A 25999-nucleotide genomic window follows, 5' to 3' on the forward strand; every position below is an offset into this window, starting at 1 on the left:
GCTGGCCGCCCTTCGCAGAGGAGCACAACGATGGCAGACAGGGAGTTCGACCTGATCGTCTACGGCGCGACCGGGTTCACCGGGCGCCTCGTCTGCGAGCACATCCTCGACCGCGCACCCGAGGGGCTGCGCTGGGCCCTGGCCGGCCGGTCCGAGGACAAGCTGCGGGGTGTGGCCGACGACCTCGGCACCGACGTCCCCCTCGTGATCGCCGACTCCGACGACCGGGCGTCGGTCGAGGCGATGGCGGCCCGCACGCGCGTGGTGTGCACGACCGTCGGGCCCTACGCGCTGCACGGCACCTCGCTCGTGGCTGCCTGCGCGGAGGCGGGCACCGACTACTGCGACCTCACCGGTGAGGTCCCGTGGATGCGCGAGATGATCGACACCCACCAGGACGCCGCCCGGCGGAGCGGTGCCCGGATCGTCTTCAGCTGCGGGTTCGACTCGATCCCCTCCGACCTCGGCACCTGGTTCGCCCAGCAGCAGATGATGGCCCACCACGCCGTCCACTCCCCGGCGGTGCACATGCGGCTGAAGGCCGCCCGCGGTGCCGCGTCGGGCGGCACCGTCGCGAGCATGCTGAACCAGGTCGAGGCGGCGACGCGCGACCGCGAGACCCGCAGGGTCCTGTTCGATCCGTGGGCGCTCCAGCCCGCCGGCGAGCGGACCGGCCCGGGCACGTCCGACGCGGTGATGCCCACCTACGACCGGGACTTCGACGCCTGGACCGGACCGTTCGTCATGGCGATGATCAACCTGCGGGTCGTCCGCCGGTCCAACGCGTTGCTCGGGTACCCGTGGGGGCGGGAGTTCCGCTACGACGAGGCGGTGCTGCTCGGCGGTGGACCGCTGGGCGCGGTCAAGGCGGGTGCGCTCACGGGCGCGATGGGCATCGGGATGGCCGGCCTCGCCGTCGGCCCCATCCGGCGGCTCGCGACGCGGTTCCTGCCCTCGTCGGGGGAGGGGCCGTCCGCCGAGGCGCGCCGCCGCGGGTTCTTCGACATCAGGCTGCTGGCCGAGCACCCGACGGACCGCTCGAAGGACGTCATGGTGCGGGTCCTGGGTGATCGCGACCCGGGGTACGGGTCGACGGCGAAGATGCTGGGGGAGTCCGCCCTGTCCCTCGCCGCGGGCGAGAGCGAGGTCGAGGGGGGCATGTGGACGCCCGCCAGCGCGCTCGGCCAGCCCCTCCGGGACCGGCTCCAGCGGTACGCCGGCGTGACGTTCGAGGTCATCTGACGTGGGCCATGCACCCCGCGGGAGCCCCCGTCGCACCCCGCTCAGCATCCCCGAGTCCGACCCCCGCGCCTGCAGCTCGGGCGCGCGCGTGAACGCCCTCGCCCGCGTGCCCTTCTTCGCCGGACTGGACCACGACGCGCTGCACCGGGTCGACGAGCGGACCACCATGCGGGGGATGGACGCCGGCCAGGCGATCTACCTGGCCGGCCGGCCCGCCGACCTGCTGTACGTGGTCGCGACGGGTGGGGTGAAGCTGACCGGCGCCGCACCCGACGGGTCCGAGGTGCTGCTCGACGTCCTCGGTCCCGGCGACTTCCTCGGCACCCTCCCCGTCCTGGGCGGCGAGACCTACGCCGAGCACGCGTGGGCGTTGACCGCCGGGTGCCTGCTGTCGTTCACCCCGACGAACTTCGACGCCCTCCTGGCCGAGCACCCCTCGGTGGCCCGCCAAGCGCTGACCGCGGTCGGCGGGCGGCTCCGCGATGCCCAGTCGCGCATCGAGCGGGCGGCTGCGAGCAACGCCCCGGTGCGCATCGCGACCACGCTGCTGGTCCTCGCCGAGCGGCTCGGCGTGCGCGAGGAGGATCGCGTCCTGATCGACGTCCCCCTGGCTCGGGAGGATCTCGCCAGCCTCGCCGGGTGCGCGCCCGAGACCGTCAGCCGCTCGCTGGCGGCGTGGACCCGCGACGGGATCATCGACACCGGCCGGCGATGGGTGGCCGTGCGCGACCCTGCCGCGCTGGCGGCGGTCGCCGGGGTCGAGACCACGCTGGCGATGGAGGGGCAGGGGAGGGGCTGACGGTCCGCGGGAGGCCGCGCGAAGTCGTGTGCGGTTGTCTGACCCACGTCAGGTTCGTTGCGGGAGTCGTCCGTACGGTTCGAGTTGCCACCGACCCGGGTGGCCTGAACCAGAAGGGATGACCCAGATGTCCGCCTCCACCTCCGCCCCGTCGACCACCCGCACCACCCTGCGCGCCGAGGGCTTCTCCTGCCCCTCCTGCGTGGGGAAGATCGAGAAGCAGGTCGGTCGCCTGGACGGGGTCGTCGACGTCACCGTCAACTTCGCCTCCGCGCGGATCACCGTCGACCACGACCCCGCGGTCGCGAGCGTCGACGACCTCGTCGCCGCCGTCGCGAAGGCCGGGTACACGGCACGGCCGTCGGCGTTCTGACGAGGGCCTCTCGGTCCCTCGTCCCCGCATCCCACCCTCGTCCCGAAGGAGCCATCGAAATGTCATCCGCGTTGCGCACCGGTCGATGGACGGTCCCTGCCGTCTCCGGTGCCCTCATCATCCTCGCCCTCGTCCTCGATCGCCGGGCAGCCCCGGGGGTGGTGGGCACCGCCGCGATGATCGCCGCGGCGGTGGTCGCCGGGACCCCGATCGTGGTGTCGGCCCTCCGCGCGCTGCGCGCCGGGGTGGTCGGCATCGACCTGCTCGTGAGCATCGCCGCGATCGGCGCGATCGCCATCGGCGAGCACTGGGAGGCCGCCGCGGTGACCTTCCTCTTCGCCATCGGTCACGCCCTCGAGGCGGCGACGCTGACGAGGACCCGGTCGGCGCTGGCCGAGTTGGTCGCGGTCGCCCCCGACGTCGCCGTCGTCCTCCGCGACGGCGAGCAGATCGAGGTCCCGGCCGGCGAGGTCGAGGTCGGCGAGGTCGTGGTGGTGAAGAACGGCGCCAAGGTGCCCGTCGACGGGCGCGTCGTGGCCGGCAGCGGCGCGGTCGACGAGGCGACGATCACCGGCGAGTCGATCCCCGCGGAGAAGGTCGTCGGCGACGTGGTGTTCGCCGGCACCATCGCCTCGGGCGGTGTCCTGCAGGTGGAGACCACCGGCGTCGGCGCCGACACGACCCTCGCCCGGATCATCCACCGCGTCGAGGAGGCCCAGGACGCGAAGGCCCGCACCCAGCAGTTCATGGAGCGGTTCAGCGCCTGGTACACCCCGGGCATCGTCGGGCTGGCCCTGGTGGTCGGGGTCCTGACCGGCGACGTGGTGCTCGGCCTGACCCTCCTGGTGATCGGGTGCCCCGGCGCGCTGGTCATCTCCATCCCCGTCTCGATCGTCGCCGGGATCGGCCGCGCGGCGAAGGACGGCATCCTGATCAAGGGCGGGGAGTACCTCGAGGCCTCGGCGCGGATCAGCGCGGTCGCGGTCGACAAGACCGGCACGCTGACCACCGGCCGGCCGGAGCTGACCGACGTGGCCGTGCTGGCCCCCGACGTCGACCGCGACGAGGTCCTCACCTGGGCCGCCCGGGCCGAAGCGGGGTCCGAGCACCCCCTCGCCCGCCCGATCATCACCGCGGCGACCGTCGCGAGTGGATCGGCGCCGACGCTGCCGGACGAGGTGGAGTCGGTGCCGGGCAAGGGCATCACCGCGGTCGTCGACGGCACCCCGGTGCTGGTCGGCAACGCCGCGCTGCTCGAGGAGTTCGGTGTCGCCGACACCGTCGGTGCGGACCCGGTGGCCGAAGAGCTTGCCGCCGCTGGCCGCACGCCGATGGTGGTCGCGGTCGACGGCCGGGTGCTCGGGGTGCTCGCGGTGGCCGACGCGATCCGCGCCGACGCTCCGGCGATGGTCGCCGACCTGCACCGCGCGGGGGTGGAGCGCGTGGTGATGCTGACCGGCGACGCCCCGCTGGTGGCCGAGGCCGTCGGCCGGGCGACCGGGGTCGACGAGGTCCACGCCGGCCTGCTGCCCGAGGACAAGCTGGCCGCGGTCGCCGAGCTCCAGGCCGCCGGGCACACCGTCGCGATGGTCGGTGACGGCGTCAACGACGCACCGGCGCTGGCGACCGCCGACATCGGCGTCGCGATGGGGGCCGCCGGGTCCGCGGTCGCGATCGAGACCGCCGACATCGCCCTGATGGGCGACGACCTGGCCAAGTTGCCGGAGGCGGTGTCGTTGGCCCGCCGGACGGTGGGCACGATGCGCCAGAACATCGCGATCGCCCTGGTCACCGTGGCGGTGCTGCTGCTCGGCGTGCTGCTCGGCGGCGTGACGATGGCGGTCGGGATGCTGGTGCACGAAGCCTCGGTCCTCGTCGTCATCGCCAACGCGATGCGGTTGCTCCGGCGTCGCGCGTCGGCGCGGGCTCCCGGGACCGGGCAGGCGGCATCTGGGGTACCCCCGGTCCAGGGTGTCGGGGCCGAGGAGGTGGTCTCCGCCCCCGCCGGTCGCTGATCGGTCGTCTGACGTGCAGGGACCCCGGTCGGTGGACGGCCGGGGTTCGTCGTCGGACCCGCTTCTCGCCCGTGGGCGCCTGGCGGGGGAGGGGCGGGGCTGATCGGTGGCCGTTCGTCGCCCGCGGGTGACTCGCGCCGGCCTGGTAGCTCGACGAAGGGGTGTCACCCCCCTCCGGTACTGTGCGCGCATGACCGAGTGGCAGCTGACCATCGACTGCGCCGACCCCTCCCGCATGGTGGTGTTCTGGGCGGCCGCCCTCGGCTACGAGGTCGCCCCGCCGCCGGCTGGGTACGGGACCTGGAACGACTGGTACCGGTCGGTGGGCGTGCCGGAGTCCGAGCTCGACCCGATCGGTGACGGGGCGGACCGGCTCGTCGACCCGACCGGTCGCGGACCGCGGATCTGGTTCCAGCAGGTGCCCGAGCTCAAGGTCGTCAAGAACCGGCTCCACCTCGACCTGTTCGTCAGCGGTGGCAGGGGCACGCCGATCGATGAGCGGGTCCGGGTGGTCGCCGCCCGGGCCGCCGAGCTCGTCGAGCTCGGCGCGACGGTCCTGCACCGCGTGCCCGTGGACGACGGAGTCGTCGGGCACTACGGCGTGACGCTGCAGGACCCCGAGGGCACCGAGTTCTGCGTCACCTGACCGCGATCACCGCCCGCGTGCGCCCACGATCGCGTACTCCGCCACCGCAGCGGAGCGGATCACCTCGCGCTGTCCGGCCGACGGGCCGCTGCCCCGGAACGCGTCGAGGGCCTCGGGTGACGTCCACCGCTCGTACACCCAGATGCGGTCGGGCTCGACCGGGTCGCCGGCGATGACGAGGTCGGCGCAGCCCGGCGCCTGCCGGGCGGCGTGGACGACCGATGGGCGCGCCGGTCGGGGAGGTCTGTCAGCTCCGTTGCGCAGATCGAGACGAAGGTGACAGACCACTCCCCGACGTGCGGCCCACTCCCCGACGTGCGGCCCACTCCCCGACGCGCGGCCCACTCCCCGACGCGCGGCCCACCAGACGGGATCCCCACGGCGCGAGCGGCCGTCTCCGATAGGGTTCTGCAGGTGCCCGACCCGACCGAGCAGCCCCGTCCGCCGGACCCCGCTGGGTCTTGTCCCGGACGGAGGCGGGCGCTACCGTGCACACCCTCTTCCCCACGAACTCCATCGGTGTAGTTCCCGGTCTGTGACCGCGCGGAACCGCACCTCCCGACGCCCGCCCACGGCAAGCTGAAGGGGTAGTCCACATGGGCGACTTCGCGCACCTCCACGTCCACACCGAGTACTCGATGCTGGACGGCGCGAGCCGCGTCGGCGAGATGATGGACGCGGTCGAGCGGATGGGCATGCCCGCCGTCGCGATGACCGACCACGGGGTCATGTTCGGGGCCATCGACTTCCACCGCGAGGCGGCCAAGCGGGGGATCAACCCGATCATCGGCTGCGAGCTCTACCTCGCGCCCGGCAGCCGCCGGAACACCACCGACATGACCGTGGAGGGGAAGCGGTACTACCACCTGACGGTCCTGGCGGAGAACCAGGTCGGCTACCGCAACCTGATGAAGCTGACCTCCCGGGCCTACACCGAGGGGTACTGGTACAAGCCGCGTGTCGACCGCGACCTGCTGGCGGAGCACGCCGAGGGGCTGATCGTGCTGTCCGGGTGCCTGGGCGGCGAGGTCAACCAGAAGCTCCTCGCCGGCAACGACGTCGATGCCCGCGACACGGTGGGCTGGTACCGGGAGGTCTTCGGCGACCGGTACTTCATCGAGCTGCAGGACCACGACATCCCCGAGCAGCACCGGACCAACGGCCGGCTGATCGGCCTCGGCCGGGACCTCGACGTCCCCCTCGTCGTCACCAACGACTCCCACTACACCGACCAGGCGGACTACGACGCCCACGACGCGCTGCTGTGCGTGCAGACCGGCGCGCTCAAGACCGACGTGGACCGGTTCAAGTTCCACAACGACCAGTTCTGGGTGAAGCCGGCCGAGCAGATGCAGGCCCTGTTCCCCGACCACCCCGAGACCTGGAAGAACACCCTCCTCATCGCCGAGCGGTGCAACGTCGAGTTCGACTTCGACACCATGCACCTCCCGAAGTTCCCCACGCCCGAGGGGCACGACGAGAAGTCCTACCTCCGTGAGAAGGTGCGCGTCGGGGCGGTCCGCCGGTACGGCGAGGAGGACCGCGCGACCGGCTACGACGGGCTGCGCGACGAGGTCCGGGACCGCATCGAGTACGAGCTCGGCGTCATCGAGCAGATGGGCTTCAGCGCCTACTTCCTGATCGTCGCGGACCTGATCGAGCACGCCCGCGAGGTCGGGATCCGCGTCGGCCCGGGTCGCGGGTCGGCCGCCGGCTGCGCGGTCAGCTACTGCACCGGCATCACCGACCTCGACCCCATCGCCCACGGCCTGCTGTTCGAGCGGTTCCTCAACCCCGAGCGCATCTCGATGCCCGACATCGACATGGACTTCGACGAGCGCCGCCGCGGGGAGATGATCCGCTACACCGCGGAGACGTACGGCCAGGACCACGTCGCCCAGATCGTGACGTTCCAGACGATCAAGGCGAAGCAGGCGATCAAGGACGCCACCCGGGTGCTCGGCCTGCCGTACTCCTTCGGCGACAAGCTCTGCAAGATGTTCCCGCCGGCGGTGCAGGGCAAGGAGGCGCCTCTCGACCAGGCCCTCGAGCAGTCCGGGGAGCTGAAGGAGGCCCGCGACACCAACCCCGACGCCCGCAAGGTGATCGAGCTCGCCGCCGGGCTGGAGGGGCTGCGCCGCCAGCACTCGATCCACGCCGCCGGCGTGGTCATCGCCGACGAGCCGATCACCGACATCGTGCCCACCTTGCAGGTGGAGGGGGACGGCGAGGTCGTCACCCAGTACGACGGGCGGCAGGTCGAGGATCTCGGTCTGCTCAAGATGGACTTCCTGGGCCTGCGGAACCTGACGATCATCTCCGACGCGCTCGACCACATCGAGATGACGACCGGTGAGACCGTCGACATCGACCACCTGCCCCTCGACGACGCCGAGGCGTACGCGCTGATCAGCCGGGGCGAGACCGACGGGGTCTTCCAGCTCGAGTCCGCCGGCTACAAGTCGCTCTGCAAGCTGATGAAGCCCGACCGCTTCGAGGACATCACCGCCCTGGGCGCGCTGTACCGGCCCGGGCCGATGTCGGCGAACCTGCACGTCGAGTACGCCAACCGCAAGAACGGCCTGGCGCCGGTCACGTACATCCACGAGGACGTCACCGAGATCCTCGAGGAGTCCTACGGCCTGCTGATCTACCAGGAGCAGGTCCAGAAGATCGCCCAGAAGATCGCCGGGTTCTCCCTCGGCCAGGCCGACATGATCCGGAAGGCGATCGGCAAGAAGCTCAAGGACAAGATGGACGCGCTCAAGGAGCAGTTCATCGACGGGACGGTCGACCAGGGCTACGACAAGAAGCTCGGCGTCGACCTGTGGGCCCAGATCGAGGGCTTCGCCAGCTACGCGTTCAACAAGTCCCACTCCGCCGCCTACGGGATGGTGACCTACCAGACCGCGTGGCTGAAGGCGCACTACCCGGTCGAGTACATGGCCGCGCTGCTGACCAGCGTCAAGAACAACAAGGACAAGCTGCCCGCCGCCCTCCACAGCTGCCGGGTCATGGGCATCGAGGTGCTCGTCCCCGACATCAACGACTCGCTCAGCGACTTCGCGCCGGTCGTCACCCCGGAGGGCGACCGGCCCCGTCAGATCCGCTTCGGCCTGTCGGCGGTCCGCAACGTCGGCGAGGGCGTGGTGGCCGAGATCATCGCCGCGCGACGGTCGAGGGGGGCGTTCACGGACTTCCACGACTTCGTCGACAAGGTCCCGATGAGCGTGCTGAACAAGCGCACCATCGAGTCGCTCGTGAAGGCCGGCGCGTTCGAGTCCCTCGGCCACACCCGCCGCGGCCTGCAGGTCGCGGTCGAGCCGATCGTCGACAACGCGATCGCGATCAAGCGGAAGGAGGAGGAGGGGCAGTACGACCTCTTCGGCGGGTTGGGCGGCGGCGACGACGACGGCGCGGCGGACACCCGCATCGACATCCCCGACCTCGAGTACGACCGCAAGGAGAAGCTGACCGCAGAGCGGGAGATGCTCGGCCTGTACGTCTCCGACCACCCGCTGATGGGCCTCGAGCGCGCCCTCGCGGACCTCGCCAGCGCGCCGATGCCCCAGGTGCAGGTCATGAAGGGCGGGGCCGACGTGACGATCGCCGGCCTGCTGACGGGCGTGACGAAGAAGTTCACCAAGAAGGGCGAGTCCTACGTCGTCGGGACGATCGAGGACCTGCAGGGCGGCATCGAGGTGATGTTCTTCCCGTCCTGCTACGGGCGGTACGCCGACCTGCTCGTCGAGGACGAGATCCTGGTAGTCCAGGGCCGGATCGACGACGGGCGCGACTCCGTCCAGGTGATCGCCGACCGCGTCAGCCGCCCGGACCTCAGCGAGGCGACCGGCGCGCCGCTGCTCGTCAACCTCCACCCCCGGCAGTGCGCGCCGGAGCTGATCGTCCGGCTGCGGGAGGTCCTCACCGAGCACCAGGGCACGGTGCCCGTCCGGTTGCGCGTCGCCAACGGCCACGGGCGGGCGACCGAGCTGGCCGTCCCCGACGCCCTGTCGATCAAGCGGACCCAGGGCCTGTTCGCCGAGCTGAAGATGCTCCTGGGCGTCGAGGCCGTCGGCTAGCCCGGCGCGAGCAGGACACCTCTCCGGGGACCCGGAGGGTCCTTCGGCACTGGTCACCAGGGCGTGCGGGCGCACGCTGTCGGTGGGATCACGTGACCCATCCAGGAGGTGTGACCATGTCGAGCACCTACCAGCCCTCACCCCCGACACCGGCGCCCTACCCGTCGTACCAGCCTCCACCGCCGGCCGGACCCGGTCCCCGGCAGCCCGGCGGCCCGAGCGCCCTCGTGTGGACGATCATCGCCGTCGCGGTCGTGCTCGTGATCGGCGGGATCGTCGCCGCGGTGGTGCTCCTCGGCGACGACGGGCAGGAGGAGGTCGCCACCACGACCACACCGCCGCCGACAGAGGCGGTCACCCCGACCCCGACCCCGGCCTCGACCCCGGCCGCTGAGGCCGAGGAGGCGGATGACGACAAGCCGGCCGTCACGGCCGTCCCCGCCGACGGCACCGCCGTGGACGTCACCGCCGCCGGCATCGACTTCAGCTGGCTGACGCTGCCGGACGCCGCCGCGTACGCCGGAGAGGAGTGGGTGGTCGACGCCTCCGGCGCGATCACCGTGGCGGTCCCCACCGCGTGGGCGGACCGCGACATGGCCCTCAACACCGTTGACGGCGTGTCCACCCCGTCGATCTGGGCCGCCCCCGACCTGGAGGACTTCCTGGACCGCTGGACCGGGCCGGGCCTCACCGTCGAGCTGTGGACCGGCGCGCCGGCCAGCGGGTCGGTCGAGGGCGTGCTCGAGCGCCTCGGCCAGGACATCGACGCCGATGGCGCCTGCGCCGAGTCCAGGGCCTACGACTACGACGACGGGTGGTACCTGGGCGCGGCGAACCTGTACGCCGACTGCGGGTCAAGCGGGTCGGCGATGCTGCACATCGTCGCCGCCGAGGGGGTCGGCCGGATGTTCACCCTCCAGGTCCAGATGGCCACGACCGCTGACGTGGCGGCCGCGGTTGGCGTCATCAACACCTTCCAGACCGCTCCTGAGGCCCCGCCGGCGCCCGCACCTGCACCTGCACCTGCGCCTGCCCCCGCGCCGGCTGCGGCGCCCCGGACGGTCTCAGACCTCGACCCGGGCCTGCTGTGCCGCGACGTCGCGGCGTACGGCTTCGGGTACGCCGACGCCGTCGAGTACTGGTACCTCGAGGGGACGCCGAGCCGGATGGACTCCGACGGCAACGGGATCCCGTGCGAGACCGTCTACCCGACCGCCGACGTCGACGCCTACTGGGGCACCACACCCGACCAGCCCGCAGACGACGAGTGGATGGACGCGCTGGCCGTCGCCGAGGGCGCCATGTACGCCTGCGGCTACAGCCCGACGATGGACTCCTACGTGGACGGGCCGTACGCCGACGGCGGCTACACCGTCACGATGAGCGTCGACGTCGGCTACGACATCATCGACGCGCAGTTCGAGGTCTTCCCCTGGAGCAGCGAGGTCTACGGCTTCGACTCGGTCGCCGACGCGCTGCTGACCTGCGGGTACTGACCCCTACGGGATGGTGGCCACGGCCGCGGCGTCGGAGATCGCGGCCGGGCCACCCACGAACAGCGGATCGAGGTCCGCGGCGGCCAGCCACGTGCGCGTCGCCGGGTGCGGAGCCGACCGGCCCGTGAGCACCAGCGCGGCGTCGAGCGACGCGGCGGCCGCCCCGGCCGCGAGGGCGTCGGGGAAGTCGTCGGCCGAGGCGATGAGCACCCGATCGCGGATCTCCCGCCGGGCGGTCGCCGCCAGCGCCAGCTCCGCCGGGGACGGCGCCGACAGCAGATCCGCGGCACCCACCACGCCGGCGACGGGCGCCGAGGCCAGGCGGCCCGCGATCGTCACCGGGTCCGGGTCCCCGCCGAGCTGGAGCAGGCCGGCGATCGTGTCGGCCACCAGGTCGGCGACCTCCTCGGTGAACCCGCCGGCGTCGCTCAGCAGCAGCGGACGGCCCTCGTCGGCGGCCCAGGGGGCGACGGCGAGGGCGTCGGCGTAGGAGCCGGCGTCCACGACGACCGGCGGCCGTGCCGGGCCGGGGACCACCGCGTCCAGCGCCTCGGCGACCGCTGCGGCGGTCGCGTACCGGCTGACCCCGCCGATGCGCTCGACCTGGCGGCCACCGCCGCGCAGGACGTCGACGACCGCGTCGGACACCGCGGCGGTGCCACCGAGCACCACGACCTCGGAGGGGGAGAGGCGGTCGATCGCCGCCGCCGTCGCGGGGGACAGCTGCGCGGTGGCGGTCAGCAGGACGGGCGCGTCGAGCGCCGCGGCCAGCGGTGCGGCGGACAGGGCGTCGGGGAAGGCGTGGGCCGCGGCCACGACGACGGTGCCGGCGCCGTCGGGGTGGGTCAGCTCGGCGAGCTCGGCGGCGGTCTCGGTCCGCTCGGCACCGAACACCCGGTCCACGTCGGCGGCCGGCGGCGGACCCGCCGGGATGACCTGCAACGGCCCGGTGGCGTACACGCGCTGGCGGGCACCGGCGGGCGTCGTCGCCTCGACGTGGATCCAGGCGGTGCGGATCGTCAGCCCGCGCGTGTCGATCGGCACGTCCACGGCGCCGTCGGGCCCGACCGGCACGTCGAGGGCCAGCGGGACGCCGTCGAAGCCGGCGGCGTCGACGTCGGCGAACAGCGACACGGTCGTGCCGGGCACGGCGGCGGCGTCGCGCAGCCTGACGGTGAACCGTCCGTCGCGGGTCTCGTCGTCCGCGCGCAGCGCGATGTGGTCGATGCTCCAGCGCCGTGCGCCCCGGTCCTCGTTCGGGTCGTAGCGCAGCCGGGTGATCGGCAGGGACGTGCCGAAGCCGGGCTGGGCGAGGTCGTGCTCCATCACCGCGCGCCGGTCCTGGGTGCCCATCACGACCGTCATCGTGTCGTGACCGGGGTAGTGCACCAGCTCGGCGGTCTGCTGCCAGCGGACCGGTTCGTCGGCCTGCATCCAGCCGATCCGGCCGTGCGCCCCGCCGCCGGGTGCGTCGCGCAGGTCGAAGGCGCCCTCGTAGCGGGTGGTGATCGTGAACCGGTGGTAGCGGTCGGTCGTGAGCGGGGGGTGGGACAGGATGACGTACGGGTCCAGCTGGCCGGTCGGGCCGCCGGGCGCGTTGACGGCGTGCAGCGCACCGTCCCGCAGCTCCCAGCTCGCGTTCCCGACCTCCTCGATGTCCGCCGCGTCGGAGAAGTCCCACGGGTTGCCGCGCACCGCGGTGGCGAAGTCCTCCCCGCCGGTGATGTCGGGGTCGAGGATCTGCACCTGCGGGGCGGGGCTCACCGTGATCGGGGCGGACATGCCGCTCAGCAGGCCCGCGCCCGCGAGGCCCAGTCGGTAGGTGCCCGGTGGCCAGGCCGACGGGTCGACCTGGACGCCCGCGCCGACGGCCGGCAGCTCGGTGGTGCGGCCGAGCGACCAGCGCCCCGGTCGGTCCACGTCGGCGGGGCCGGCGGCGTCGGCGACGACCAGCTCGGCGTCCGCGGGCAGCCCGCGGGGGAGGGTGACCGCGATCGGGGTGGTCGTGCCGTGCAGGCGCACCCAGTCGAGGCGGAACTCCGCAGGCGTCTGGGTCGGCAGGTCGATGTGCATGCCGTAGACGGGACGGTCGGTCGGCACCGGGACGGTCAGCACCTGCCAGCCCTCGTCGGCGATGAACGTCGACTGGGTCTTGCAGCCGGGCGTCGGGTCGTCGAGGTCGACGCAGGTGAGGAACGACACCGCCCCGCCGATGTGGATCGGGGTGTACAGGTGCAGGCTCACCCGGGAGTGGCGCGTCGGGTCGACGGGGTGCACCGCGCCCTCACGGCCCAGGCGCAACCCGCCCGGGTAGCCCGGCCAGATCTGCCAGTAGTGGCTCGGCTGGGCGGCGCCCCAGATCAGCTGCCCGCCGGCCACCTCGAAGCGGGAGGCGTGCATGACCGCCCCGGTCCAGGTGTGCACGTCGGTGGCCTGCCCGAAGTCCCACGGGTCGCCGAAGCGCTCGCTGGCGTGGTCCGGCGCCTCGGGGACGGTCGTCAGGCTCGGGATCGGCGGGTCGACGACCGCCGCCCCCGCGGGTGCGGCCGACAGACCGGTCGACAGGACGAGGAGCGCGGCGAGGACGGCGGGGACTGCGTGGCGACGGGACATCGTCCCATCGATCGGCTGCCCTGGGGGCCGGCCCGAGGCCATGCGCCGCGCACGACGGGACTAGTCCGTGCGGGCGCGATGGCCGGTGTGTCGGGACACCTGTCGGGTTGACGGGCGTCCCGACACACCGCGGGTTGGGGTCATGCACCCTCGGGCGCGGACCGGGTGGCCCGTTCCAGCTGGGTGTCGGGGTCGACCAGTCGGAGGCCCAGCGCGATGAACGCGAGGCCGATCCGCTGGGGCAGGCGGGCACCGGCGATGCGGGCCTGCAGCCGCTCGCGCGGCGGGATCGAGAACCAGAAGCCCGCGCGGGTGACCGCAGGCCTCGGTATCAGGGGGTGGGAGCGGGTGGCGGCAGCCTCACGCGCGAGGTCGATGCCTCGCAGGCGAGCCTGCTCACCGATCATCATCGGGTGCACAGCAGTGCCTTTCATCGCACACGTGACCCCACCGGGGTCACTCGGTCAGGGGGGACCTGGAGCCGACGGCAGCAGGCCGGGGACGGCCCGCACCATCGAGCGGGGAGCGGTCAGCGCCTCAGCGGACGCCGACGGTCGTCAGGGGGAGGGAGGTGGCGGCTACGCCGCGGAGCGGAGGTACGCAGCCGAGCCGCACATCACGACGCAGAGATGATCCGCAGCTCGGACGGCCGGGATCGCGGTGGTGTTCGTCGTAGGCATCAGTTCGTACCTCCTTCCCTGATCGAGTGATGGCCCGGTTGAGGCCAGGCCGGTGACACTGCACGACCCCGATGGCGATGTCAAGCACGTCTCCCCAGGTCGACCCTGGCCGGGCGGACGACCCTCGCGGTGTGGCACCGTGGGGGTCTCCAGGACGGCGGGGATCGGGCGGGAGGAGCGCGAGTGGGCAGCGACGAGGAGCCGGAGATCGAGGCGCTGGCCCGACAGGTCGAGGGCCTGCAGGCGGACCTGGCCGACGCCACCCGCCAGCTCGAGCGGTTCGCGTACGTGGCCTCCCACGACCTGAAGGAGCCGCTGCGGGCGGTCACGGGCTTCGCCCGCCTGCTCGAGCAGCGGCACGCCGACAGCCTGGACGACTCCGGTCGTATGTACCTCGGCTACGTCCTCGACGGCGCCGCGCGGCTCGGGGCGATGATCGACGCCCTGCTCGACTACAGCCGTGCGGCCCGCCACGAGGTCGAGCCGGGCCCCGTCGACCTCGAGGACCTCACCCGGCAGGTGGTCGCGCAGCTCGTCGACGGCGGCCGCGGCGTCGACGCGCACATCGAGCTCGGTGACCTGCCGGTCGTCACCACCGACGAGGTCCTCCTCCGCGCGGTCCTGCGCCACCTGCTCGACAACGCGCTGCTGTACACCGCGGCCGGGGAGCCCGCGTCGGTGTCGGTGACGGCCAGCACCCCCACCGCGGGCGAGGGCCCGTGGACGATCGAGGTGCGCGACCGGGGCATCGGGATCGCCCCGGAGGACCAGGACCGCGCCTTCGACCTGTTCACGCGGCTGCAGTCCCGCGAGGACTACCCCGGCAACGGCATCGGCCTCGGCCTGGTCACCACCGCGGTGCAGCGCCTCGGCGGACGCGTCGAGCTCGAGTCCACCCCGGGTGAGGGCACCGTCGTCCGGGTGCACCTCCCGGCCACCCCCTGACCCGCGCCGCTCAGGCGCGGACCGGTGGCACGTGGCAGCCGACCAGGTGGTCGTCGACCCGGCCCATCGCCTGCATGAAGGCGTACGCCGTCGTCGGGCCGACGAACCGGGCGCCGGCGCGCTTGAGGGCGCGGGCCAGGGCTGTGGACTCCGGCGTGGTCGCCGGCACGTCCGCCGGGGTCGCGGGGCGAGATCGAGGACCGTCCGGGGCGAAGCCCCACACGAACGAGGCGAACGATCCGTGCGCCTCCGCGAGGTCGAGGACCACGCCGGCGTTGGCGATCGCCGCGGTGATCTTGCCGCGGTGGCGGATGATCCCGGCGTCGCCCAGCAGGCGGTCGACGTCCGCGTCGCCGAAGCCCGCCACGACCGTCGGGTCGAACCCCGCGAAGGCGGACCGGAAGGCCTCCCGCTTGCGGAGGATCGTCAGCCAGCTGAGGCCGGACTGGAAGCCCTCCAGGCAGAGCTTCTCGTACAGCCGCACGTCGTCGTGGACCGGCCGGCCCCACTCGGTGTCGTGGTAGGCGATGTAGCCCGGATCCCCGCCGGGCCACCAGCAGCGGGCGAGGCCGTCATCGCCGACGACCAGTCCGTCCGCGACCGCCACGTCAGTTGAGCTGGGCCCCGCCGGGGCCGAGCGGGCGGAAGGAGCCGACCAGGCCGAGGTGCTTGATGATCCCCGACTCCCGCCGGATGATCCGCGCCGCCTCGGCCATGCGGGCCGCGGGGGTCGGCAGCTCGAGGAGCTGCTGCTGGGCGGCGACCTCGACCTGCAGGGCGCTGCAGGCGAGGTAGCTCAGCTCGCAGGCGTCCGCGGGCAGCCGGTCGCAGAACTCGTCCGGCACGCCGAGACCCTTCAGGTAGGGCACGAGCAGCTCGCGGAGCTCGGCCGCGACCGCGTCGTCCTCGGGGGTGCGGGGGTCGTCGATCGGCTCGACGACCGCGTGGAGGTACGGCTTGTCGTGCAGCGGTTCGAGCACGCGGAAGCGCTCGGCGCCGCGCGTGATGATGTCGAAGCGGCCGTCCGGCCGCTCTGCGACGGTCTTGATCTCGGTGATGGTCCCCACCTCGTGGATCATCGCGTGCAGGTGCCCGTCGTCGCCCGAGGGATCGCCCGCCACCCGCCAGTCCATGCCGACCTCCCGACCGGCCCGGATGGCGACCACGCCGAAGCGGCCGTCGCCGTCCAGGCAGTCCCGCAGCATCTGGCGGTACCGCTGCTCGAAGAGGTGCAGGGGGAGCGGACGACCCGGGTAGAGCACCAGGTGGAGCGGGAAGAGCGGGAGGTCCACGGAGCGCAAGGCTAGTGGCCGTCGAAGTGGTTCGCTCGGGCGGGCACCCCATCGACCGCCGCGGCAGGGCTGGCGGCTACCCTCGACCGCTGTGGACACCGCACCGCTCGACCTGCGTCGCATCGACCTCCGGGGCGACCGGACCGACCCCTCGGACCGGCTGCCCCGCCCGTCCCCGGACGCGGTGGCGGACGTCCGCGACGTGGTCGCCGGCGTCCTCGCCGACGTCCGCGCCCGGGGGGACGAGGCCGTCGCGGAGCACACCGCCCGCTTCGACGGGTGGGAGGGGACGGAGTGGGCCGTCGACGAGGCCGACCTGAAGGCCGCGCTCGACGGGATGGACCCCGATCTGCGCGAGGCCCTCGAGACGGCACGTGAGCAGGTCGAGTGGTTCCACACCCGGTCGAGGCCCCAGGACTGGTCGGGCACCCACCACGGGGCGGAGATGGGCGTCCGCCACGCACCGATCCGTCGCGTCGGGCTGTACGTCCCCGGGGGGCTCGGCGCGTACCCCTCCACCGTGCTGATGACGACCGTCCCGGCGCGGGTGGCCGGGGTGGGTGAGATCGTGCTGTGCACCCCGCCGGGCCGCGACGGCCGGCCGAACCCGACCATCCTCGGCGCCGCGCACCTCGTCGGCGTCGACCGGGTCATGCGCATCGGCGGCGCGCAGGCCATCGCCGCGATGGCGTTCGGGACCGCCCAGGTGCCGAAGGTCGACAAGGTCGTCGGGCCGGGCAACGCCTTCGTCGCCGAGGCCAAGCTGCAGGCGGCGGCCGCCGGGACGATCGGCATCGACGCGATGGCGGGCGTCACCGAGGTGCTGCTGATCGCCGACGACTCCGCCGACCCGACGCTCGTCGCCACGAGCTTGATCGCCCAGGCCGAGCACGATCCCCTGGTCACCTCGATCCTGGTGACGCCGTCGCTGGAGCTGGCCGACGCGGTCGCGCCGATCGTCGCCGCCGAGGTGGCGGTCGCCCCGAACCGCGAGCGCATCACCGCCGCCCTGCGCGGGCAGGGCGCGATCATCCTGGTCGACGACCTGGACCAGGCCGTCGAGGTGTCCGACGCCTTCGCCCCCGAGCACCTCGAGATCCAGACCCGGGAGCCGCGCCGCCTCGCCGAGCGGGTCGTGACCGCCGGCACGGTCTTCATCGGCGTCCAGACCCCCACCGCGCTGGGCGACTACTGCGCCGGCCCGAACCACACGCTGCCCACCGGCGGGACCGCCCGGTTCACCGGTGGGCTGTCCACCGCGGACTTCATGGTCCCGATCAACTGGGTCGAGTTCGGCGCAGACGCCCTCGACCGCATGGCCCCGGTCGTCCGCGCCCTCGGGCAGGCCGAGACGCTGCCGGCCCACGTCCGGTCCCTCGAGGCCCGCCTGGAGGCCCGTCGTGACGGCCGCCTCTGAGCCGGCGGGGTCCACCGCGACCCGCCCGGCGGTCCGCGACGACCTGCGCGACGTCGAGCCCTACGGCGCCCCGCAGCTCGACGTGCCGGTCCTGCTCAACACCAACGAGACGCCCTGGTCGCCGCCGCCGGCCTTCCACGCCGCCCTGGCCGCGAAGATCGCCGAGGGGCTGCCGCTGCACCGCTACCCCGACCGGGACGCCGTCGCGCTGCGGACGGCGCTGGCCGACCGGGAGGGGTTGGCCGTCGACCGGGTGTGGGCGGCGAACGGGTCCAACGAGGTCCTCAGCCAGCTGTTCGCCACCTACGGCGGCGCGGGGCGCTCGGTGCTGCTGTTCCAGCCCGGCTACTCCGCCCACCCGCTGCTCGCGACGGTGACGGGCACCGGCGTGGTCACCGCGGACCTCGACGACGACCTGCGCCTGACCCCGGACGTGGCGGCCGCGGCCGTGGCGGCGAACCGGCCCGAGCTGATCTGCGTGGCCTCGCCGAACAACCCGACGGGGATCCCCGTCGCCCCTGACGCGGTGCGGGCGCTGCACGACGCCTCGGAGGGGCTGGTGGTGCTCGACGAGGCCTACGTCGAGCTGTCCGACGACCCCGGGCAGGGACGTGCGCTGCTCGACTCCCTCGACCGGCTCGTCGTGGTGCGGACCTTCTCGAAGGCCTGGCGCATGGCCGGGTTGCGGCTGGGCTACCTGCTCGCCCACGACTGGGTGGTGGCCGACCTGCTGAAGGTCCGGCTGCCCTACCACCTGGACACGATCACCCAGACCGCCGGGCTGGTCGCCCTCGACCTGGCCGACGAGGTGACCGCCCACATCGCCGTGCTCGTCGACGAGCGCCAGCGGCTGCACGAGGCCCTGTCGTCCCTGGCGCCGGTCACGGTGTGGGAGTCGGCCGGCAACTTCCTGCTGTTCCGCGTGCCCGACGCGCGGGGGGTCTTCGCGCGGTTGCTGGAGGCGGGCATCCTGGTCCGCGACTTCTCGACCAAGCCCCGGCTGGAGGGCTGCCTCCGCGTCAGCGTGGGCACGCCCGAGGAGAACGACCGCTTCCTCACCGCCCTGCAGGAGTGCCTGTGATGACCCGCGCCGCCCGCATCGACCACACGACGAAGGAGACGACGATCACCGTCGAGGTCGACCTCGACGGGACCGGCACGACCGACATCGCCACCGGCGTCCCCTTCTTCGACCACATGCTGGACCAGCTGGGCCGACACGGACGGCTCGACCTGACCGTCCACGCCGACGGGGACACCGAGATCGACGACCACCACACCGTCGAGGACGTCGGCATCGCCCTCGGCCAGGCCCTCGCGGAGGCGTGGGGCGACCGCGCCGGCGTCGAGCGGTTCGGTGACGCCACGGTCCCCATCGACGAGTGCCTCACCCGCACCGCCGTCGACCTCGCCGGCCGGCCGTACCTGGTCTGGGACGTCCCGGTCGCCCTCGACGTGATCGGCACGTTCGAGACGTCGCTGGTCAAGCACTTCTTCGAGTCGGTGATCGCCAACAGCCGCATGACCCTGCACGTCACGCTGCTCGAGGGCGGCAACACCCACCACGTCTTCGAGTCGGTGTTCAAGTCCTTCGCCGTCGCGCTGCGCCGCGCCGTCGCGGTCACCGCCCCCGGCACGGCGGTCCCCTCGACGAAGGGCTCCCTGCAGTGAGCGGCGGGCGGCGACCGTCGGCGCGATCGGGGCCTCCCTCGGCTGACGCCGAGGATCGGCGCGATCCCGGGGTCGTGGAGGGGCCTGGGGAGGGGCGGGCGCCGTCCGCGGCCGTGCTCGACTACGAGGCGGGCAACCTCCGCAGCGCCGAGAAGTCCCTGCAGCGGGCGGGCTTCGACGCGTTCGTGACCGACGACGCGCGCGTCGCCGCCGACGCCGACCTCGTGGTCGTCCCCGGCGTCGGGCACTTCGGCCAGTGCGTCCGCCAGTTCGACGCCGCCGGGTTCGCGCCCCTCATCCGCGACCGGGTGGCCGAGGGCCGCGCCGTCCTCGGCGTCTGCGTGGGCATGCAGATCATGTACGAGGGCTCCGACGAGGACGCGCAGGTGCCGGGGTTCGGGTTCCTGCCCGGTTGGGTCCGCCGGATCCCCGCCAGCGCCCCGGACGGCACGGCCCAGCGGGTGCCGCACATGGGCTGGAACGTGGTGGTGCCCACGACCGACGACCCACTGCTCGACGGCGTCGCGGGCGAGCGGGTCTACTACGTGCACTCCTACTACGCCGACCCCCGCGCGCACGCCCACGTCATCGCCGAGTCGCGCTACGGCCTGGCCATCCCCGCGATCGCCCGCGAGGGCAGCGTCGTCGCCACCCAGTTCCACCCCGAGAAGTCCGGCGACGTCGGCCGCCGCCTGCTCGAGAACCTCCGCGACGAGGTCGCGGCCGGGTTGGGCTGACGTCGGGCGGCGCCGCTACCGTTCCGCGCCATGACCCTGACGCTCTTCCCGGCCGTCGACATCAAGGACGGCCGCGCCGTCCGGCTGACCCAGGGCCGCGCCGACGCAGAGACCGTGTACGACGCCGACCCCGTCGCCGCGGCGCAGCGCTTCGCCGACGCCGGCGCGGAGTGGCTCCACGTCGTCGACCTCGACGCGGCGTTCACCGGTGAGCCCCGCAACCGCCACATCGTCGCCGACATCGTCGACGCCACCGGCGTGCAGGTGCAGGCGAGCGGCGGGATCCGCACGATCGAGGACCTCGACGCCGCCATCGGGTTCGGCGCCTCCCGGGTGGTGATCGGCACGATGGCGCTCGAGGCGCCCGACTTCGTCCAGGCCGCGCTGGACGCCCACGGGGACAAGGTCGCCGTCGGCCTGGACGCCGAGGGGCGGACCCTCAAGGCCCGCGGCTGGACCAGCGAGTCCGGCGACCTGTTCGACGCGCTCGCGCTGTTCACCGACATGGGCGTCGCCCGGTTCGTGTTCACCGACATCGCCCGCGACGGGATGCTGAGCGGCCCGAACGTCGAGCGGCTCCGCGAGGTGGCCGACGCCACCACCGCGGCGGTGACGGCCAGCGGCGGGGTGTCGTCCCTCGACGACCTCCGGACGTTGGCCGGCTGCCACGAGCGGGTCGACGCCGCGATCGTCGGCAAGGCCCTCTACGCGGGGGCGTTCACGTTGTCCGAGGCCCTGGCGGCCACGGGTGGCTGACGACGGGCTCGCCGTCCGCGTCATCCCCTGCCTGGACGTCGACGCGGGACGGGTCGTGAAGGGCGTGCAGTTCGTCGACCTCCGCGACGCCGGCGACCCCGTCGAGCTGGCGCGGCTCTACGACGCCGAGGGCGCGGACGAGCTGGTCTTCCTCGACATCACCGCGTCGTCGGACGACCGCGACACGATCTACGACGTCGTGCGGGTCACCGCCGAGCAGGTCTTCATCCCCCTCACCGTCGGGGGAGGGGTCCGCAGCGTCGCCGACGCCCGCCGGCTCCTGCGGGCCGGGGCCGACAAGACGTCGGTCAACTCCGCCGCGATCGCCCGCCCCGAGGTGCTGAGCGAGATCGCCGACGCGTTCGGCAGCCAGTGCGTGGTCAGCGCCATCGACGCCCGTCGCCGGGACGCGGACGACCCGGCGGCGGGGTGGGAGGTGTTCACCCACGGCGGGCGGCGACCGACCGGCATCGACGCGGTCGACTGGGCCGCCGAGTGCGCACGCCGTGGGGCGGGTGAGATCCTCCTCACCTCGATGGACCGCGACGGCTCGAAGCGGGGCTTCGACGTCGAGATGCTCGCCGCCGTCGACGCCGCCGTGCCCGTCCCGGTGATCGCGTCGGGGGGCGCGGGCACGATCGAGCACATGGTCGAGGGGGTCACCCTCGGCCGCGCCTCGGCCGTGCTCGCCGCCTCGATCTTCCACTTCGGCGAGCTGAGCGTCGGCGAGGTCAAGGCGGGGATGGCCGCCGCTGGCCTCCCGGTCCGCCGCTGAACCCCGATGGACCGGATGGAATCGACATCTCCAGGGGGTCACGGGGGATGGAATCGACATCTCCGTGACCCAAACCCTCTCCCGCATGTGGTCAGAGTTGACCGCTGAGCACCACCGTGGGGTGAGTGGACCCCTTCCGGCGGCCGACGGTGTGGATTCCATCCACCGACGGTGTCGAATCCATCCGGGGGAGGGGGCGCGACGTCGCCACTCGGAACACCCGCCGGTCCGTCCGCGTTCGACGAAGCCATGACCGCACCCTCCACCGTCCTCGGCGTCCCCCTCAGCGTGCTCGACCTGGCCACCGTGGCCAGCGGCTCGAGCGAGCGGGAGGCCCTGCAGCGCTCCGTCACCCTCGCCCGACACGTGGAGGGGTTGGGCTACGGCCGCATCTGGGTGGCCGAGCACCACGGCATGCCCGCCGTCGCCTCCTCGGCCACCGACGTCGTGATGGCCCACCTCGCGCAGGCCACGTCGACGATCCGCGTGGGCGCCGGCGGGATCATGCTGCCCAACCACGCGCCCCTGGTCGTCGCCGAGCGGTTCGCCACGCTCGAGGCCTTCCACCCGGGCCGGATCGACCTGGGCCTCGGGCGGGCGCCCGGCACGGACCCGCGCACCGCGTGGGCGCTGCGCCGTGACCACCAGGCGCCGCAGGGCGAGAACTTCGTCGCCGAGGTGCAGGAGCTGATGGCGTTCTTCGACGGGGACTTCCCGCGCGGGCACCACCTCGAGGGGATGCAGTCCGTCCCCGGCGCCGGCCTGCGGCCGCCGGTCTGGCTGCTCGGCTCCTCCACGTTCTCCGCCCAGGTCGCGGCTCTGCTGGGGCAGCGCTTCGCGTTCGCGTACCACTTCGCCCCGACCCACGTGGACGAGGCGCTGGCGCTGTACCGCGAGCGGTTCCAGCCGTCCGCCGACCTCTCCACGCCCTACGCGATGGTCGCGGTGTCGACGATCTGCGCCGACACCGAGGCCGAGGCCCGCCGGATGGCGCTCTCCGGTGCGCTGTCCATGGTCCGGCTGCGCAACGGCGACCTCCGACCCCTCCCCAGCGTCGAGGAGGCCGAGGCCCACGAGTGGGCCGACCACGAGCGGGCCGCCGCCGACGCCGTGATGGCCTCGTGGGTCGTCGGGGACCCCGATCAGGTCATCGCCGGGCTGCGGGCCGTCCGCGAGCGCACCGCCGCGGACGAGCTGATGATCGCCGGCCACGTGTGGGACCCCGAGGCCCACCGGCGCAGCTACGCACTGCTGGCAGAGGCCGCCGGGCTGGCCGAGGGGCGCGCGGCCGCCTGAGCGCCCGCCACGCCGTGGTCATCCCCTGGGAGCTCGTCGCGTCCGTCGTGGTGGCGGTCGCCGTCGGCGCGGTGGTCGCGCACCGCCGCGGTGGGGCCGTGGGCCCGGTCGCCGACCTGGTGGCCGCGGTCGGGCTGCCCGCGCTCGTGGCCGCGCGCGCGGCGGTGCTGGTGCGGGACGCGCTGCTGACCGGCACGATCCCGCCCCCGACCGCCTGGCTGACGGTCACGGCCGGCATGTCGTTCCCCGTCGCGCTGCTGGTCGCCTTGGCCGTGGGTGCGCGGCGGCTGCGGCGCGCCGAGGACCCGGCGGTCGCCACGACGGCGGTCGTCGCGACGTGGGCGGGCGTGGTGGCGTGGGCCGCGTCCGCCGTCGTCCGGGACGAGGTGGTGGGGATCTCCGCCCCGGTCCCGCTCGGTCTGCCCTGGCCGGGTCATCCGTCGACCGCGGTCCCGGTTGGCCTGCTCGAGGCCGTGGTCCTCGCCGCGCTGCTGGCCGTCGCCCGCCGCCGGCACCGTCGCGACCCGGCGGGGCTGGGCGCGTGGCTGGTCGCCTCGCTCGCGGCCGTGGACCTCGTCGGGGACGCGCTCCGGCCGTCGCTGGCCACCGTCGACCGCGACCTCGACGTGCTGATGGGTCTGGTGGCGCTGATCGCCGCGGTCGCGGCGACCCGACGCCCGTCCCGCACGGCCCTGACCCGCGGCGGCGCGGTCGCCGGCGTGGTGGCGCTCACCCTCGTCGTCGGCACCCTGACCGGGGCCGCACCGGCGACCGTCCCGTCCGGCGCGGTGGACCCGTCGCTCGAGGGGGCGCTGGTCGCCGACGGGGGCCCGGCGGACCCCCCGGTGTGGGGAGCCGACGAGCTCGAGGGCCACCTCGCCGGGAGCGACCGGCCCGTCGTGGTCAACCTGTGGGCGTCGTGGTGCCCGCCGTGCCACGCCGAGGCCCCCGCGCTCGCCAGGGCGGCCAGGGCCCTCGGGGACCGGGCGACCGTGCTGGGCGTGCTGGTCGACGACCGGCCCGAGACGGCACAGGCCTTCGTCGACCGCTACGACCTGCCCTTCCCCACGGTGGTGGACGGCGGAGCCGCCGCGGCGCTCGGCCAGGTGGGGTTGCCCACGACGGTGGTGCTGGACGCCTCCGGCCAGGTCGTCGACCGGATCGTCGGCGGGGTCGACGCCGGTTCCCTCGCGAGCGCGATCGCCCGCGCGGGCTGACCCGCACCGGTGGGCCACCGCCCACACCCGTCGTCGGACACCTCGTCGGACACCCCATCGGACACCCCGGCGGCCACCGCCTACGATCGCCGCCGATGGACGCCGAGACCCTGGCCGCCCGCCTGACCCTCACCGACGAGGGGCTCATCCCCGCGATCGTGCAGCAGCACGACAGCGGGGAGGTGCTGATGATGGCGTGGATGACCCCCGAGACCCTGGCCGAGACGATCGCGCTCGGCCAGACGGTCTTCTGGTCCCGCTCCCGCGGCGAGCGCTGGCACAAGGGCGCGACGTCCGGCAACACCCAGGACGTCAGGTCGATCCACCTCGACTGCGACGGCGACGTCCTGCTGATCGAGGTCGACCAGGGTCCCGACGGGGTCGCCTGCCACACCGGCGCGCGGACGTGCTTCACCCCGCTGGTCGACGTCCAGCCCCGCTCGTGAGCACCCACACGCCCGATCTGGCCACCTACCGCGAGCTGGCGGCCGACCACGTGCTGGTGCCCGTCGTCCGGGAGGTGCTGGCCGACCTCTCCACCCCCGTCAGCGTCTTCGGCCGTCTGCGCGCACCCGGGTCCTTCCTGCTCGAGTCCGTCGAGCACGGTGAGCGGTGGGGTCGGTACTCCTTCATCGGCCTGTCGCCGCTGATCGAGCTGCGCGCCCGGGCCGGCGCGGTCACCGTGACCGGCGACGTACCCCCAGCCGTCTCCGACGCCGCGGCCACCGGTGACCCGCTGGCCACCGCGGAGGCGCTCCTCGGCTGGCTGACCGCACCTGAGCTCGACGGCCTCCCGCCGCTGTACGCCGGCCTCGTCGGCTACCTCGGCTGGGACGTCGTCCGGTTCATCGAGGACCTGCCCGACGACACCGTCGACGACCTGGGGCTGGACGACGCCCGCCTGGTCCTGCCGGGTCAGCTGGTGGCCTTCGACCACCTGCGCCAGCGCCTCGTCGTCGTGACGAACACGCTCCCCGGCGACCGCCCCGAGTCGGCCTACCAGCAGGCGGTCGACGCGAGCCAGGCCCTCGTCGCCTCCCTCGCCGCCCCCGTCGCCGCCCCGGTCATCCCGCCGCCCCGCCCCACCCGGGTCGAGGACGCCGAGGCGAACATGGCGCCGGCGGACTACGAGGCCGCCGTCGAGGCCGCCAAGTCCCACATCCGCGCCGGCGACGCGTTCCAGGTCGTCCCCTCGCAGCGCTTCAGCGTCACCACCGACGTGGACCCCCTCGCGGTCCACCGGGTCCTGCGCGTCATCAACCCCTCGCCGTACATGTACTGCTTCGACTACGGCGACATCCAGATCGTCGGGTCGTCGCCGGAGGCGCTGGTGACCGTGCGCGACGGCACCGCGGAGATCTGGCCCATCGCCGGATCGCGACCGCGTGGCGCCACCGAGGCGGAGGATCTGGCCCTCGAACGCGACCTGCTGGCCGACGAGAAGGAGCGCGCCGAGCACGTGATGCTCGTCGACCTGGCCCGCAACGACCTGGGGCGGATCTCCGAGATCGGGTCGGTCACCGTCGACGACCTGATGTCGGTCGTGCGCTACAGCCACATCATGCACATCATCAGCCGCGTCAGCGGCCGCGTCCGCGAGGGCATGGGCCCGGTCGACGTCATCCGGGCGACGTTCCCCGCGGGCACGCTGTCCGGCGCGCCGAAGGTCCGGGCGATGGAGATCATCGACGACCTCGAGCCGACCCGGCGCGGCATCTACGGCGGGGGCATCGGCTACCTCGACACGGCCGGCAACGCCGACCTGTGCATCGCCATCAGGACCCTCGTGTTCCACGGCGGCAAGGCGTACGTGCAGGCGGGCGCCGGCGTCGTCGCCGACAGCGTCCCGCGCACCGAGCACGAGGAGACCCGCAACAAGGCCATGGCCCTGCTGTCGGCCGTCCGCGCGGCGGAGGCGTGGGCGCGGGACGACGGATGAGGCCGGGC

General features: G+C 73.6%; 23 protein-coding genes. 18 read left to right on the top strand and 5 right to left on the bottom strand.

The window, feature by feature from the left end; translation table 11 throughout:
• Positions 1-30 precede the first annotated feature (30 nt).
• The 5 genes from ACEQ2X_RS07540 to ACEQ2X_RS07560 all read left to right on the top strand — a co-directional run bounded on the left by ACEQ2X_RS07540 (position 31) and on the right by ACEQ2X_RS07560 (position 5075).
• Complete coding sequence (locus ACEQ2X_RS07540; RefSeq protein WP_370325185.1) at positions 31-1242, top strand: trans-acting enoyl reductase family protein; 1212 nt, start codon at positions 31-33, stop codon at positions 1240-1242.
• A gap of 1 nt (position 1243) precedes the next feature.
• A complete protein-coding gene (locus ACEQ2X_RS07545) occupies positions 1244-2041 on the top strand; it encodes a Crp/Fnr family transcriptional regulator (RefSeq protein ID WP_370325186.1) in 798 nt (265 codons plus the stop codon).
• A gap of 127 nt (positions 2042-2168) precedes the next feature.
• A complete protein-coding gene (locus ACEQ2X_RS07550; RefSeq protein ID WP_370325187.1) occupies positions 2169-2414 on the top strand; it encodes a heavy-metal-associated domain-containing protein in 246 nt (81 codons plus the stop codon).
• A gap of 59 nt (positions 2415-2473) precedes the next feature.
• Positions 2474-4429, top strand: coding sequence for a heavy metal translocating P-type ATPase (locus ACEQ2X_RS07555; RefSeq protein WP_370325188.1), 1956 nt, complete (start codon positions 2474-2476; stop codon positions 4427-4429).
• A gap of 190 nt (positions 4430-4619) precedes the next feature.
• Entirely contained in the window at positions 4620-5075 is a 456-nt protein-coding gene (locus ACEQ2X_RS07560) for a VOC family protein (RefSeq protein ID WP_370325189.1), read from the top strand.
• Positions 5076-5081: 6 nt separating this feature from the next.
• On the opposite strand, the gene ACEQ2X_RS07565 is transcribed toward ACEQ2X_RS07560, so the two are convergent.
• Positions 5082-5420, bottom strand: a complete 339-nt coding sequence (locus ACEQ2X_RS07565) for a putative quinol monooxygenase (protein ID WP_370325190.1) — start codon at positions 5418-5420, stop codon at positions 5082-5084.
• A 251-nt stretch (positions 5421-5671) separates the two neighbouring features.
• On the opposite strand from ACEQ2X_RS07565, the gene dnaE reads away from it, so the two are divergent.
• Together dnaE and ACEQ2X_RS07575 are read left to right on the top strand one after the other, a co-directional pair.
• Entirely contained in the window at positions 5672-9157 is a 3486-nt protein-coding gene (gene dnaE, locus ACEQ2X_RS07570; protein ID WP_370325191.1) for a DNA polymerase III subunit alpha, read from the top strand.
• A 116-nt stretch (positions 9158-9273) separates the two neighbouring features.
• Positions 9274-10653 (top strand): hypothetical protein, encoded by a 1380-nt coding sequence (locus ACEQ2X_RS07575; RefSeq protein WP_370325192.1) that lies wholly within the window; start codon positions 9274-9276, stop codon positions 10651-10653.
• 3 nt (positions 10654-10656) lie between these two features.
• Here ACEQ2X_RS07575 and ACEQ2X_RS07580 read toward each other — a convergent pair whose 3' ends face one another.
• Positions 10657-13266: a cell wall-binding repeat-containing protein gene (locus tag ACEQ2X_RS07580; protein ID WP_370325193.1), complete on the bottom strand. Its 2610-nt coding sequence runs from the start codon at positions 13264-13266 to the stop codon at positions 10657-10659.
• A 140-nt stretch (positions 13267-13406) separates the two neighbouring features.
• Positions 13407-13700, bottom strand: coding sequence for a hypothetical protein (locus ACEQ2X_RS07585; RefSeq protein WP_370325194.1), 294 nt, complete (start codon positions 13698-13700; stop codon positions 13407-13409).
• A 429-nt stretch (positions 13701-14129) separates the two neighbouring features.
• On the opposite strand from ACEQ2X_RS07585, the gene ACEQ2X_RS07590 reads away from it, so the two are divergent.
• Complete coding sequence (locus ACEQ2X_RS07590; RefSeq protein ID WP_370325195.1) at positions 14130-14891, top strand: ATP-binding protein; 762 nt, start codon at positions 14130-14132, stop codon at positions 14889-14891.
• 10 nt (positions 14892-14901) lie between these two features.
• On the opposite strand, the gene ACEQ2X_RS07595 is transcribed toward ACEQ2X_RS07590, so the two are convergent.
• Both ACEQ2X_RS07595 and ACEQ2X_RS07600 read right to left on the bottom strand, forming a co-directional pair.
• Positions 14902-15498 (bottom strand): DNA-3-methyladenine glycosylase I, encoded by a 597-nt coding sequence (locus tag ACEQ2X_RS07595; RefSeq protein ID WP_370325196.1) that lies wholly within the window; start codon positions 15496-15498, stop codon positions 14902-14904.
• A gap of 1 nt (position 15499) precedes the next feature.
• Complete coding sequence (locus tag ACEQ2X_RS07600; RefSeq protein WP_370325197.1) at positions 15500-16183, bottom strand: LON peptidase substrate-binding domain-containing protein; 684 nt, start codon at positions 16181-16183, stop codon at positions 15500-15502.
• Positions 16184-16274: 91 nt separating this feature from the next.
• On the opposite strand from ACEQ2X_RS07600, the gene hisD reads away from it, so the two are divergent.
• From hisD to trpE, 10 genes are all read left to right on the top strand, one after another.
• The gene (gene hisD, locus ACEQ2X_RS07605) at positions 16275-17600 is read left to right on the top strand and encodes a histidinol dehydrogenase (RefSeq protein WP_370325198.1); all 1326 of its coding nucleotides are present in this window, start codon (positions 16275-16277) and stop codon (positions 17598-17600) included.
• Positions 17584-18681, top strand: coding sequence for a histidinol-phosphate transaminase (gene hisC / locus ACEQ2X_RS07610; protein WP_370325199.1), 1098 nt, complete (start codon positions 17584-17586; stop codon positions 18679-18681). The genes hisD and hisC overlap by 17 nt, the downstream gene beginning before the upstream one ends.
• Positions 18681-19271, top strand: coding sequence for an imidazoleglycerol-phosphate dehydratase HisB (gene hisB, locus ACEQ2X_RS07615; RefSeq protein WP_370325200.1), 591 nt, complete (start codon positions 18681-18683; stop codon positions 19269-19271). Before hisC ends, hisB begins: the two co-directional genes overlap by 1 nt.
• A 74-nt stretch (positions 19272-19345) precedes the next feature.
• Positions 19346-20008, top strand: a complete 663-nt coding sequence (hisH, locus tag ACEQ2X_RS07620; RefSeq protein ID WP_370325201.1) for an imidazole glycerol phosphate synthase subunit HisH — start codon at positions 19346-19348, stop codon at positions 20006-20008.
• A 30-nt stretch (positions 20009-20038) separates the two neighbouring features.
• Positions 20039-20764 carry a 1-(5-phosphoribosyl)-5-[(5-phosphoribosylamino)methylideneamino]imidazole-4-carboxamide isomerase gene (hisA, locus tag ACEQ2X_RS07625; RefSeq protein ID WP_370325202.1) on the top strand — a complete coding sequence of 242 codons (726 nt, stop codon included), beginning with the start codon at positions 20039-20041 and terminating at the stop codon, positions 20762-20764.
• Entirely contained in the window at positions 20757-21539 is a 783-nt protein-coding gene (hisF, locus tag ACEQ2X_RS07630) for an imidazole glycerol phosphate synthase subunit HisF (protein ID WP_370325203.1), read from the top strand. Before hisA ends, hisF begins: the two co-directional genes overlap by 8 nt.
• A gap of 249 nt (positions 21540-21788) precedes the next feature.
• Entirely contained in the window at positions 21789-22835 is a 1047-nt protein-coding gene (locus ACEQ2X_RS07635; protein ID WP_370325204.1) for an LLM class flavin-dependent oxidoreductase, read from the top strand.
• 14 nt (positions 22836-22849) lie between these two features.
• Positions 22850-24052 (top strand): TlpA family protein disulfide reductase, encoded by a 1203-nt coding sequence (locus tag ACEQ2X_RS07640; protein WP_370325205.1) that lies wholly within the window; start codon positions 22850-22852, stop codon positions 24050-24052.
• A 95-nt stretch (positions 24053-24147) separates the two neighbouring features.
• A complete protein-coding gene (hisI, locus tag ACEQ2X_RS07645; protein WP_370325207.1) occupies positions 24148-24498 on the top strand; it encodes a phosphoribosyl-AMP cyclohydrolase in 351 nt (116 codons plus the stop codon).
• The gene (trpE, locus tag ACEQ2X_RS07650; RefSeq protein ID WP_370325208.1) at positions 24495-25991 is read left to right on the top strand and encodes an anthranilate synthase component I; all 1497 of its coding nucleotides are present in this window, start codon (positions 24495-24497) and stop codon (positions 25989-25991) included. Before hisI ends, trpE begins: the two co-directional genes overlap by 4 nt.
• Positions 25992-25999 lie beyond the last annotated feature (8 nt).

The organism is Euzebya sp., from assembly GCF_964222135.1.
Lineage (GTDB): Bacteria > Actinomycetota > Nitriliruptoria > Euzebyales > Euzebyaceae > Euzebya.

Coding starts and splice junctions, on each gene's coding strand:
- ACEQ2X_RS07540 (WP_370325185.1), top strand. CDS start 31: ATGGCAGACAGGGAGTTCGACCTGATCGTCTACGGCGCGACCGGGTTC.
- ACEQ2X_RS07550 (WP_370325187.1), top strand. CDS start 2,169: ATGTCCGCCTCCACCTCCGCCCCGTCGACCACCCGCACCACCCTGCGC.
- ACEQ2X_RS07555 (WP_370325188.1), top strand. CDS start 2,474: ATGTCATCCGCGTTGCGCACCGGTCGATGGACGGTCCCTGCCGTCTCC.
- ACEQ2X_RS07560 (WP_370325189.1), top strand. CDS start 4,620: ATGACCGAGTGGCAGCTGACCATCGACTGCGCCGACCCCTCCCGCATG.
- dnaE (WP_370325191.1), top strand. CDS start 5,672: ATGGGCGACTTCGCGCACCTCCACGTCCACACCGAGTACTCGATGCTG.
- ACEQ2X_RS07575 (WP_370325192.1), top strand. CDS start 9,274: ATGTCGAGCACCTACCAGCCCTCACCCCCGACACCGGCGCCCTACCCG.
- ACEQ2X_RS07580 (WP_370325193.1), bottom strand. CDS start 13,266: ATGTCCCGTCGCCACGCAGTCCCCGCCGTCCTCGCCGCGCTCCTCGTC.
- ACEQ2X_RS07585 (WP_370325194.1), bottom strand. CDS start 13,700: ATGAAAGGCACTGCTGTGCACCCGATGATGATCGGTGAGCAGGCTCGC.
- hisB (WP_370325200.1), top strand. CDS start 18,681: ATGACCCGCGCCGCCCGCATCGACCACACGACGAAGGAGACGACGATC.
- hisA (WP_370325202.1), top strand. CDS start 20,039: ATGACCCTGACGCTCTTCCCGGCCGTCGACATCAAGGACGGCCGCGCC.
- ACEQ2X_RS07635 (WP_370325204.1), top strand. CDS start 21,789: ATGACCGCACCCTCCACCGTCCTCGGCGTCCCCCTCAGCGTGCTCGAC.
- hisI (WP_370325207.1), top strand. CDS start 24,148: ATGGACGCCGAGACCCTGGCCGCCCGCCTGACCCTCACCGACGAGGGG.